Here is an 11072-nt window from a genome sequence, read left to right as displayed (position 1 = left end):
CTTTACGACAAAGGTGGGCAGCTTAACTGTCGTAGTCAATCGCGTGGCGCAGCTGTTTTTCGTATTCCAGCGCCTTGCCGGTGCCCATGGCGACGCAGTTCAGCGGCTCGTCGGCGATGGAAACGGCAAGCCCGGTCTGTTCGCGCAGCGCCAGATCCAGATCGCCAAGCAGAGCGCCACCACCGGTCAGCATGACGCCGCGGTCGACGATATCCGCCGCCAGATCCGGCGGCGTGGCTTCGAGCGCGGTCATCACGGCCTCGCAGATCTGCTGCACGGGTTCGGACAGCGCCTCGGCGACTTGCGCCTGGCTGATCTCTGTTTCCTTGGGCACACCGTTGAGCAGGTCACGCCCGCGGATCAGCATCGACGCACCGCGCCCGTCATCGGGCATCCGCGCGGTGCCGATGGAGGTCTTGATGCGTTCAGCCGTCGATTCGCCAACCAGCAGGTTCTGCTGGCGGCGCAGGTAGTTGATGATCGCCTCGTCCATACGGTCGCCGCCGACGCGGACAGAGCGCGCATAGACGATGTCCCCAAGGCTGAGAACCGCAACCTCGACCGTACCGCCGCCGATATCCACGACCATGTTGCCGGTCGGATCGGTGATCGGCATGCCGGCACCGATGGCAGCGGCGATGGGTTCCGCGATCAGACCCGCCTTGCGGGCGCCTGCCGACAGAACCGACTGGCGAATCGCGCGCTTTTCCACCGGGGTGGCGCCATGCGGCACGCAAACGATGATCTTGGGCTTGGAGAAGGTCGAACGTTTATGCACTTTGCGGATGAAATGCTTGATCATTTCCTCGGCGACATCGAAATCGGCGATAACGCCTTCGCGCATCGGCCGGATCGCTTCGATGCTGCCGGGGGTGCGGCCCAGCATCAGCTTGGCATCTTCACCGACGGCCAGCACTTTTTTCACGCCATCCTTGACGTGATAGGCGACAACTGACGGTTCCGAGAGGATCACGCCGCGACCCTTGACGTAAACCAGCGTATTCGCGGTTCCAAGGTCGATTGCCATGTCTGATGAGAACATGCCCATCAGTTTGTCCAGTCCAAGCATTCTGTGTCGTGCCTCAAGCAATGAAGTTGGGCCCGCGACTCTTCCGATGCAGGCCGGATGTCCTTATAGGCGCGGAAGCGCGGCAGCGAAAGGGCCAGTACCCTCTGAACAGGCGTTAACTTGCCGGAACTTGCCGACCCGGGCCGGGTTTGCTGTATCGCGGCGGTTTTTGCGAGCTGGCGAGGCAAAAGCCGCAACCCCGCGCGTGGAAAACATACGCCCTGCCAGCGGCACGGATCGGCATGGGCGCGCCCGGAAATTTGCGCTATGTAGGCAGAAGTTGCAGGGGCCGGGAGCACTGGCCTTGCGTCGCGGGTCTTGCAAACGCGGCGCGGGCATCGCATTAGCGGGAACCACAAGGCAAGAGGTGGAAACGTGGCGCCAGCCGAGACCATCGTGAAGACGGGCCAGCGTGTCCTGCGCATCGAAGCCGCCGCGCTGGCGACTTTGGCCGAAGCACTGCCCGCAGATTTTCCCGCAGCCGTCGCAATGATCCTTGGCGCCAAGGGGCGCGTCGTGTTGTCGGGCATCGGCAAGTCCGGCCATATCGGCAACAAGATCGCGGCGACGCTGGCCTCTACCGGGACGCCCGCGCAATTCGTGCATGCATCCGAGGCGAGCCATGGCGATCTGGGGATGCTGACCACCGATGACATTTGTGTGCTGCTCTCCAACAGCGGTGAGACGACCGAACTGGGCGATATCGTGGCCCATACGCGGCGTTTCGGTATCCCGCTGATCGGGATTTCCAGCCGCGAAAACAGCACCCTGATGCGAGCGGCCGATCTGCGTCTGACCCTGCCAGCCGCGCCAGAGGCCTGCGCCATTGGCATGGCACCCACCACATCGACCACGATGATGCTCGCCCTCGGGGATGCGCTTGCGGTGGCTTTGATGGAAGATCGCGGCTTTCAGGCCGAGAATTTTCACGTCTTTCACCCCGGTGGCAAGCTGGGCGCGCAAATGGCGAGCGTCGCGGATTTCATGCATGGCGGTGACGAACTGCCGCTTGTTTCCGCCGATGCGGATATGAGCGAGACCTTGCTGCAAATGACCTCAAAAGGGTTCGGCATTGCCGCAGTGGTCAAAGATGGCAGGCTGGCGGGCGTTGTCTCCGACGGTGACCTGCGCCGTAACATGGCCGACCTGATGAGCCGCACGGCGGGACAGGTCGCCACCCCCGATCCTGTGACCGTGGCGCCAGATTGTCTGGCCGCGGTCGCGCTGAAAACCTTGAACGAGCGCAAGATCGGCGCGCTTGTTGTCGTCTCGGAGGATAAAGAACCCTTGGGCATCCTGCATATTCACGACCTTCTGCGCGCCGGTGTGGCATGAGCGCGGTCATCCTGATCCCCGCCCGCTACGCCTCGCAGCGCTATCCGGGCAAGCCATTGGCCGAACTGCGCCAGCCCGATGGCAGCCGCAAATCCCTGATCCGCATGAGCTGGGAAGCGGCCTGTCAGGTTCCGGGCGTCGATGCGGTGCATGTGGTCACCGATGACGACCGGATAGCCGATGCCGCAAAGGCGTTTGGTGCCAGCGTGATCATGACGTCCGATCAATGCGAAAACGGCACCGCCCGCTGCGCCGACGCGCTTGCGCGGGCCACGCTGAACGCCGACATCATCGTGAACCTGCAAGGCGACGCGCCCCTGACGCCGCCCTGGTTCGTCGAGGCCCTGATCGAAGAGATGCGCCGCGATCCGGCAGTTGGCATGGCGACACCCGTCTTGCGGCTTGACCGCGAGACCTATGGCCATTTCACCGAGGACCGAAAGAATGACCGCGTGGGCGGCACCACGGCGGTCTTCGACAAGCATATGAATGCGCTCTACTTTTCGAAAGAGATCGTGCCGTATCTTGACCCTGAGAAGCTGCCCGATGGTCCCTTGCCGGTGTTCCACCATGTCGGCGTTTACGCATACACGCCCGACGCGCTCACCGCCTATGGCAGCTGGCCGCAAGGCCCGCTGGAAGGCGTCGAGGGGCTGGAACAGCTCCGTTTTCTGGAAAACGGCCACCAGATCCGCTGCGTCGAGGTCGATGGGCGTGGCCGGGTCTTCTGGGAGCTGAACAACCCCACCGATATCGACCGTATTGAAGCTGTATTGAGGACGCTGGCATGACCCCGATGGATGGACGCACGGTAAAGGTCGGCGATATAGAGGTGGGCGGCAACGCCCCCTTCATGCTGATCACCGGGCCGTGCCAGCTTGAAAGTCTGGACCATGCCCGGATGATGGCAGGCCGCATTGCCGAGGCCTGCGCGCCGACCGGCACGAAGTTTGTCTTCAAGGCCAGCTATGACAAGGCCAACCGGTCCTCCATCGGCACCAAGCGCGGCCTGGGCATGGAAAAGGGGCTGGAGATCCTCGGTCGTATCGCAGAAGAGTTCGGCTGCCCGGTCCTTACGGATGTGCACGAACCCGGCCATTGTGCGCCCGCTGCCGAAACCTGCGATATCTTGCAAATCCCGGCCTTCCTGTGCCGACAGACCGATCTGCTGCTGGCCGCCGGCGAGACCGGCAAGGTGATCAACGTGAAGAAAGGGCAGTTTCTGGCACCCTGGGACATGGGAAATGTCGCCGCCAAGATCGCCAGCACGGGAAATGAAAACATCCTGCTTTGCGAGCGCGGCACCAGTTTCGGATATAACACGCTTGTCACGGATTTCCGGGGCCTGCCGACGATGGGCCAGACGGGTTATCCCGTCGTGTTCGATGCCACGCATTCCGTGCAGCAGCCCGGCGGGCAGGGAACATCCAGCGGGGGTCAGCGTGAATTTGCGCCGGTTCTGGCGCGGGCAGCTTGTGCCGTCGGGGTGTCTGCACTGTTCATCGAGACCCATGAAGACCCCGATAATGCACCCAGCGACGGGCCGAACATGATCCCTGTGGATCAGATGTCCGGCCTCATCGCGGAACTTCGGGCGTTTGACGCCTTGCGCAAGGGATTGCCTGCGCCGGGCTGAACGCCCAGGGTCTTAGATGTGGTACAGGTCGGCAAAAACGTGCTGCACGATCCGATCACGCGGGATGCCCAGCTTTTCAAGCTGCTCGTCTGACATCGCTTGCAAACGCTCGACCTTTTCGAGGCGGCGGTTGTGCGACGATGCTTCGATCAGCGCTGTGCCGATACGGCCGAGGAAGGCCAGAAAGCCGTGAGTTTTGCCTTGCGAGCCTGTGGCTGCGTAGGTGGCGGTATGTGCCATGATGTTGTTTCCTTACAGATCATCTTGCTGTTGAGACTGAAGATAGGCCTTGGGTGCCGCGTTGCCTATGCACAATGCTGCATAGCGGCATTCCGTTTAGTGCAAGGGTTTCGTTATGTTTTCGCTAATGTTTTGGGCGATGGGTCTGCAGAAATTCTGCGACGCAGCGTAAGCGGCGTTTCCAAACTGCCCAAATTTTACCAGTTGATAAAAAAATAAACCTGTGAGAGCCTTTCCTGAACCTATTGGACGCGGAGGGATGGAATGGACCCGAAAATGTTAAGTGAAGGGATTGTTGCAGGGCGGCGCAGTGCCGGGCAACTGGCCGAAGCTTTCGACGATCTCCATCCGCCTCTGACAGAGCATGAGGCGCTTGTCGCAGCCGACCGTTGCTACTTCTGCCACGATGCGCCCTGCACCGTGGCCTGTCCCACTGATATCGACATTCCGCTTTTCATTCGACAGATCGCAACCGGCACGCCAGAGGCCGCGGCGCGTACCATCCTGTCGCAAAATATCCTTGGTGGGATGTGTGCCCGCGTCTGCCCGACGGAAACCCTGTGTGAAGAGGTCTGTGTCCGCGAGACGGCAGAAGGCAAGCCGGTCCTGATCGGGCAGCTGCAACGCTTTGCGACAGATACGCTGATGGCGGCGGATGTGCATCCGTTCAGCCGGGCGGCCTCCACCGGCAAGCGCATTGCCGTCGTCGGGGCAGGGCCCGCCGGGTTGGCCTGCGCGCACCGGTTGGCGATGAAAGGCCATGATGTCGTGCTTTACGATGCGCGGTCCAAGGCCGGGGGACTGAACGAATATGGCATCGCGGCTTACAAGAGCGTCGACGGGTTTGCCCAGGCAGAGGTCGATTGGCTGCTCAAGATTGGTGGCATCACCCTGGAGAATGGCAAGGCCCTGGGCCGGGAACTGGCCTTGGAGGCTTTACGCTCAGAATTTGACGCCGTGTTCCTGGGGGTAGGCCTTGGTGGCGTGAATTCTCTCGGCGTGACCGGCGACGAAAAAGACGGGGTGCGCGACGCCGTCGACTTCATTGCCGATCTGCGTCAGGCCACGGATCTGACGGCGCTGCCTGTCGGGCGAGATGTTGTCGTGATTGGCGGGGGCATGACGGCGGTGGATGCGGCAGTACAGGCAAAGCTTCTGGGCGCTCTCAACGTCACCATCGTCTATCGCCGCGGCAAGGATCGTATGGGCGCCAGCGCGTTCGAACAGGATCTGGCCGCTTCTCGCGGAGTGCGGATCATCACCAATGCGCAACCGGTTGCGGTACATGGCAACGGGTCCGTCCGCGAGGTCGAATTCGCGTTCACCGATGACGCGCTGACCCCGACGGGCCAGACTTTTCGTCTGCCCGCCGATCAGCTTTTCCGTGCCATTGGACAGACACTTAACGGCGATGGCCTGCCGGAACTGGATGGCCGCAAGATCGCCATTACCGGTGCCGGGCGAACCAGCGTTGCGGGCGTCTGGGCTGGCGGCGACTGTGCAGCGGGAGGGGATGATCTGACCGTGACGGCCGTGGCAGAGGGAAGAGACGCCGCCGAAGATATTCATGCCCAGCTGATGAAATAAGGGCTGCCCGCCCCGGGCTTGACCCGGGGCCTTGCGGCAGCCGACCCAGAGGCCCCGGGTCAAGCCCGGGGCGCGAGAGGACAAGAAAAGGACGTACGTGACATGGCCGATCTGACGACCGATTTCGTAGGCATCAAATCCCCGAACCCGTTCTGGCTGGCCTCTGCGCCGCCCACGGACAAGGAATACAACGTCCGCCGTGCGTTCGAGGCAGGCTGGGGCGGCGTGGTCTGGAAGACGCTGGGAGAAGAGGGGCCGCCCGTCGTCAATGTCAACGGTCCGCGCTACGGTGCGATCTGGGGGGCGGAGCGACGGCTCCTGGGTCTCAACAATATCGAGCTGATCACCGACCGCCCGCTGGAGGTCAACCTGCGCGAGATCAAGGCCGTGAAGCGAGACTACCCGGACCGGGCGGTTGTCGTCTCCCTTATGGTACCCTGCGAGGAAGAGGCGTGGAAGAAGATCCTGCCGCTGGTGGAAGAGACCGGCGCCGACGGGGTGGAGCTTAACTTCGGCTGCCCCCATGGGATGAGCGAGCGGGGGATGGGCTCTGCCGTGGGTCAGGTCCCCGAATATATCGAGATGGTGACCCGCTGGGTAAAGCAATATTCCCGCATGCCCTGCATCGTGAAGCTGACGCCCAACATCACCGATATCCGTAAACCCGCCGCTGCCGCTCATGCCGGGGGGGCGGATGCCGTCAGCCTGATCAATACGATCAACTCGATCACCGGCGTTGATCTGGACATATTCGCGCCCGAGCCGACGATTGATGGCAAGGGCGCGCATGGCGGCTATTGCGGCCCGGCGGTCAAGCCTATCGCGCTGAACATGGTGGCCGAGATTGCCCGCTCGCCCGAGATGCGCGGGCTGCCGATCAGTGGCATAGGCGGCGTCACCACTTGGAAAGATGCCGCAGAATTCATGGCGCTGGGTGCGGGCAACGTGCAGGTCTGCACCGCCGCCATGACCTACGGATTCAAGATCGTGCAGGAAATGATCTCTGGCCTGTCGCAATTCATGGACGAAAAGGGGCTGACATCGACGTCAGAGCTGGTGGGGCGCGCAGTGCCCAATCTCAGCGACTGGCAGCATCTCAACCTCAACTACATCACGAAGGCCCAGATCGATCAGGATCTTTGCATCAGCTGTGGCCGGTGTTTTGCCGCCTGCGAAGACACCAGCCATCAGGCCATCGCCATGTCGGATGATCGCGTGTTCACCGTCAAAGACGAAGAATGCGTGGCCTGCAACCTTTGCGTAAATGTTTGCCCGGTCGAGGATTGCATCACCATGGTCGAGATGCAGCCGGGCCAGACCGATCCGCGCACGGGCCTTACGGTGCAAAAAGACTACGCCAACTGGACAACGCATCCGAACAACCCGGGGGCAGTCAAGGCCGCGGAATGATCCGTTTGAACTGACAGCCAGATCCCCATCCTGTCTGCTCAAGTGCCGCTGCGGGTTTCGCCCGTGGCGGCACGGTCGTTTTGGGGTAGGCGTGATTGAATTCAATCAATCGATTGATTAAACTTTCAGAATGGCACCGCCCGACTCACCTTCGTCGTCCTCCTCGGACAAAACCCGCGACAATCTCATTTCGGCTGGGTTGCACCTTTTTGGGGCGCAAGGATTTGCCGCGACATCCACCCGACAGATCGCAGCGCGTGCGGGCACCAATGTCGCGTCGATCGCCTATCACTTCGGCGGCAAGATCGGGCTGCATGAAGCATGCGGTCGCGCAGTGGCAGACCGCATGGCCGCCACCGTAGGGAAACCCCGCCACCACGCAGAGCTGACGGCCCGGGAAGCCGCATCCATGATCGAAGCGATGATCCGCAACCTTGTCCGCTTTGTCACGGCGGCGCCTGCGGCGACCGATATCGTCGCATTCCTGCTGGGCGAAATCCGCGACCACGGACCCGCCGCTGACCTGATCTACAGCCGGTTCGTCGGGCCGAAACACTCGGAGCTTTGCGCGCTTTGGGCCGCCGCCACGGGGCGGGATGCCGAAAGCGAGGCGGTGAAAATTGCTGTCTTCGCCCTGGTCGGGCAGATCGTCTATTTCCGCATTGGCCAGCCCTTTGTTCTGAAACGCATGGGCTGGGATCACCTGACAGAGGCAGAGGCCGCGCGGATCGCCGATGTCCTTGTCAATCAACTGCATGCGACGTTGGAGCGGGGGCGGGAATGATGGGGTTCTTCTGTGCCTTGCCTGTCATCAGCGCCCTGCTGGGCAGCTGCGCCCCACCGTCGCCGTTTGCTACCGGTTATGTTGAGGGCGAATTTGCCTTGGTCGCGCCTGTCGCGGTGGCGCAGATCGAAAGCCTGAGCGTGTCGCGCGGCGACCGGGTTGAGAAGGGCGATGTTCTGGCAAGGCTCACCCAGCGTGACGCCGAAATCGCGCTTGCCGAAGCCGAAGCCTCACTCGCCCGCGCAAAAGCCGCACTGGCCAATCTGACCGAAGGCAAACGCCCCGAGGAGATCCGGGTGATCGAGGCCGCACTCGCCAGTGCTCGCGCGCAGGCGGCCGAGGCGGAACGTTCGAGAGAGAGGATTAGCAGCCTTGCTGCACGCGGGGCCGCAACCACGGCGCAACGCGATGATGCGGTGACGGCTGCCGAGGTGGCAAATGCGCGGGTGGCCCAGACAGAGGCTGATCTGGCTGTCGCGCGCTTGCCCGCCAGACCGCAAGAGATTGCCGCCGCAGAGGCGACCGTTGCAGGTGCGGTCGCCGCGCGGGACAGCGCCCTTTGGCATTTGGAAGAGCGCACGCTGCTGGCCGCTGCAACCGGCACCGTCTTTGACGTGATCCGCATTCCGGGAGAAATCGCAGGCCCGACTGCCCCGGTCGTGTCCTTGTTGCCTGACGGCGCGGTGAAGCTACGGCTCTACGTGCCGGAAATTGCCGTCTCTCAGATCGCAGTGGGCAGCATGCTTGACGTTCGGTGTGACGCTTGCCCAGAGGGGCTCCGCGCCCGCGTGACCTATGTTGCGGACGAGGCCGAATTCACCCCGCCGGTGATCTACTCGCTGGAGAACCGGCAGCGGCTGGTCTACCTGATCGAGGCGCAGCCAGACGCGGGATCGCCGTTAAAACCGGGCCAGATCGTTGACGTCGCCCTGCCAGAGCCGGACGAATGACGGCGCCTGCTATCTCTGTCCGGGGGCTGACCAAGCGGTTTGGCGACAGGACCGTGGTCAAGGACGTGTCGCTAAATGTCGCCCGCGGAGAGATTGCCGGATTTCTGGGCCCGAACGGGTCTGGCAAGACCACGACGATCCGGCTGATGTGCGGGCTTCTGACGCCCGATGCGGGCGAAGGTACGGTTCTGGGCCACGACATCCTGCGTGAGGGCCGGGCGATCAAGCGCCGGGTCGGGTATATGACGCAGCGCTTTTCGTTTTACGAAGACCTGACCATTGCCGAGAACCTGCACTTTGTGGCGGGCCTATACGGGATGCGCCCCGTTGCCAGTGTTGTCCGGGACACGCTGGAGGATCTGGGGCTAAGCTCGCGCCGGGATCAGTTGGCGGGGTCACTGTCGGGCGGCTGGAAACAGCGGCTGGCGCTGGCGGCGTGCATCATGCACCGGCCTGACCTGCTGTTGCTGGATGAACCCACGGCCGGGGTGGACCCCAAGGCTCGGCGCGAATTCTGGGACGAAATCCACAGGCTGGCGGCGGACGGGCTGACAGTGCTGGTGTCGACCCATTACATGGACGAGGCAGAACGCTGCCACCGGATCAACTATATCTCTTATGGCGAACTGGTCGCGCAAGGCACGGTGGAAGAGGTCGTGCGCAACGCGGGCCTGACCACGCTGGTCCTGACAGGTCCGCGCAGCGCCGAGGCCGCGCGCCTGCTGAAAGGCGCGCCGGGTGTCGAACAGATTGCGCCCTTCGGCAACACGCTTCACCTTGTCGGCGCCAACGGGGCGACCCTGCGCGCCAGTGCCGAACGGGTCGCGGCACAGACCGGCACGCAATTGGCCCCGGCAGAGACCAGCCTTGAGGACGTGTTCATCCGCCTGATGGGCGACGCACGGGACAACGTGACATGAGCCGGTTCTTCTCATTCGGGCGGCTATGGGCGCTGCTGACCAAGGAAACCATCCAGATGCGGCGCGACCGGCTGACCTTTGCGATGATGCTGGGCATCCCGTTGTTCCAGCTGATCCTGTTCGGATATGCCATCAACACCGACCCCAAGCAGCTGCCTGCGGCCCTTGTCGCGCCGACCCAGGACCGGTTCACCCGCGCGATGGTCAGCGCGTTGGAGCTGACAGGCTACTACCGTTTCGTGACCGTGGGGGCCACGGCGGGCGAGGCGGAAGAGATGATCGCACGTGGCGACGTGGCCTTTGTCGTGACCGTGCCATCGGATTTCGGACGCCGGGTGGAGCGCGGCGACAGTCCGGTCATCCTGATCGAGGCGGATGCCACCGACCCGTCTGTTGCCTCTGGCGCGATTTCCACCCTCAGCACGGTCGCGGCCGAGGCGCTGTCGCGTGAGACCGGGGAGGAAGCGCAAAACGCGCTGAATGCGGCGAAACAGCTGAGTGTGATCGTGCATCGACGCTACAACCCCGAAGGCATAACGCAATACAACATCGTGCCCGGCCTCTTGGGGGTGATCCTGCAACTGACCATGGTGATGATGACCTCCATGGCGCTGACGCGAGAGACAGAGCGCGGCACGATGGAGAACCTTCTGTCCATGCCCGCCACCCCGTTCGAGATCATGCTGGGCAAGGTCATGCCCTATCTGGCGGTCGGGGCGGTGCAGGTGGTGGTGGTGCTGCTTGCCGCCAAGGCGCTGTTTGACATCCCCTTCGTTGGATCGCTGCCGCTGATCCTGATCGGAGTCTTTGTATTCGTCCTTGCGCTGGTGATCCTTGGGTACCTGATTTCCACTGTCGCGCGGACGCAGATGCAGGCCATGCAGCTGACATTCTTCTTTTTCTTGCCGTCGCTCATGCTGTCAGGCTTCATGTTCCCGTTTCGCGGCATGCCGGTCTGGGCGCAGATGCTGGGCGAGGTCTTTCCGCTGACGCATTTCCTGCGGCTAATCCGGTCTGTGATGCTGAAAGGTGCAGATGCGGTGACGGTGGCAGGCTCCTTCGGGGCGCTGGCTCTTTTCGTGGCATTATTGGCCGGGGCCGCGCTGTTGCGGTTCCGGCGTACTTTGGACTGATCCAAAGC

At 62.7% G+C, this 11072-nt stretch carries 11 protein-coding genes; 9 read left to right on the top strand and 2 right to left on the bottom strand.

What is annotated here, in order from left to right; genetic code table 11:
* Positions 1-22: 22 nt before the first annotated feature.
* Positions 23-1069 carry a rod shape-determining protein gene (locus EDD52_RS03510; RefSeq protein ID WP_132241832.1) on the bottom strand — a complete coding sequence of 349 codons (1047 nt, stop codon included), beginning with the start codon at positions 1067-1069 and terminating at the stop codon, positions 23-25.
* Between the two features lie 375 nt (positions 1070-1444).
* Between EDD52_RS03510 and EDD52_RS03505 the strand changes: the two genes are divergently transcribed.
* From EDD52_RS03505 to kdsA, 3 genes are read left to right on the top strand one after another with little or no spacing between them, the layout of a single operon-like run.
* Positions 1445-2404 (top strand): KpsF/GutQ family sugar-phosphate isomerase, encoded by a 960-nt coding sequence (locus EDD52_RS03505; RefSeq protein ID WP_243651814.1) that lies wholly within the window; start codon positions 1445-1447, stop codon positions 2402-2404.
* A complete protein-coding gene (locus EDD52_RS03500) occupies positions 2401-3195 on the top strand; it encodes a 3-deoxy-manno-octulosonate cytidylyltransferase (protein ID WP_132241830.1) in 795 nt (264 codons plus the stop codon). The genes EDD52_RS03505 and EDD52_RS03500 overlap by 4 nt, the downstream gene beginning before the upstream one ends.
* Positions 3192-4040, top strand: coding sequence for a 3-deoxy-8-phosphooctulonate synthase (kdsA, locus tag EDD52_RS03495; protein WP_165907447.1), 849 nt, complete (start codon positions 3192-3194; stop codon positions 4038-4040). The genes EDD52_RS03500 and kdsA overlap by 4 nt, the downstream gene beginning before the upstream one ends.
* Before the next feature lie 12 nt (positions 4041-4052).
* On the opposite strand, the gene EDD52_RS03490 is transcribed toward kdsA, so the two are convergent.
* Entirely contained in the window at positions 4053-4280 is a 228-nt protein-coding gene (locus EDD52_RS03490) for a DUF1127 domain-containing protein (protein ID WP_132241828.1), read from the bottom strand.
* Positions 4281-4544: 264 nt separating this feature from the next.
* Here EDD52_RS03490 and EDD52_RS03485 point away from each other — a divergent pair, with 264 nt between their 5' ends.
* The 6 genes from EDD52_RS03485 to EDD52_RS03460 all read left to right on the top strand — a co-directional run bounded on the left by EDD52_RS03485 (position 4545) and on the right by EDD52_RS03460 (position 11064).
* Positions 4545-5867, top strand: coding sequence for an NAD(P)-dependent oxidoreductase (locus EDD52_RS03485; protein WP_132241826.1), 1323 nt, complete (start codon positions 4545-4547; stop codon positions 5865-5867).
* A 102-nt stretch (positions 5868-5969) separates the two neighbouring features.
* The gene (preA, locus tag EDD52_RS03480) at positions 5970-7277 is read left to right on the top strand and encodes an NAD-dependent dihydropyrimidine dehydrogenase subunit PreA (RefSeq protein WP_132241824.1); all 1308 of its coding nucleotides are present in this window, start codon (positions 5970-5972) and stop codon (positions 7275-7277) included.
* Between the two features lie 130 nt (positions 7278-7407).
* Positions 7408-8061 carry a CerR family C-terminal domain-containing protein gene (locus EDD52_RS03475; protein ID WP_132241822.1) on the top strand — a complete coding sequence of 218 codons (654 nt, stop codon included), beginning with the start codon at positions 7408-7410 and terminating at the stop codon, positions 8059-8061.
* Positions 8058-9011 (top strand): HlyD family secretion protein, encoded by a 954-nt coding sequence (locus tag EDD52_RS03470; protein WP_207905959.1) that lies wholly within the window; start codon positions 8058-8060, stop codon positions 9009-9011. Before EDD52_RS03475 ends, EDD52_RS03470 begins: the two co-directional genes overlap by 4 nt.
* The gene (locus EDD52_RS03465) at positions 9008-9931 is read left to right on the top strand and encodes an ABC transporter ATP-binding protein (RefSeq protein WP_132241820.1); all 924 of its coding nucleotides are present in this window, start codon (positions 9008-9010) and stop codon (positions 9929-9931) included. The genes EDD52_RS03470 and EDD52_RS03465 overlap by 4 nt, the downstream gene beginning before the upstream one ends.
* Entirely contained in the window at positions 9928-11064 is a 1137-nt protein-coding gene (locus tag EDD52_RS03460; RefSeq protein ID WP_132241817.1) for an ABC transporter permease, read from the top strand. Before EDD52_RS03465 ends, EDD52_RS03460 begins: the two co-directional genes overlap by 4 nt.
* Positions 11065-11072: the final 8 nt, after the last annotated feature.

It is taken from the genome of Primorskyibacter sedentarius, from assembly GCF_004342065.1.
GTDB lineage: Bacteria > Pseudomonadota > Alphaproteobacteria > Rhodobacterales > Rhodobacteraceae > Primorskyibacter > Primorskyibacter sedentarius.
This window is presented reverse-complemented; position numbering and strand designations above follow the sequence as displayed.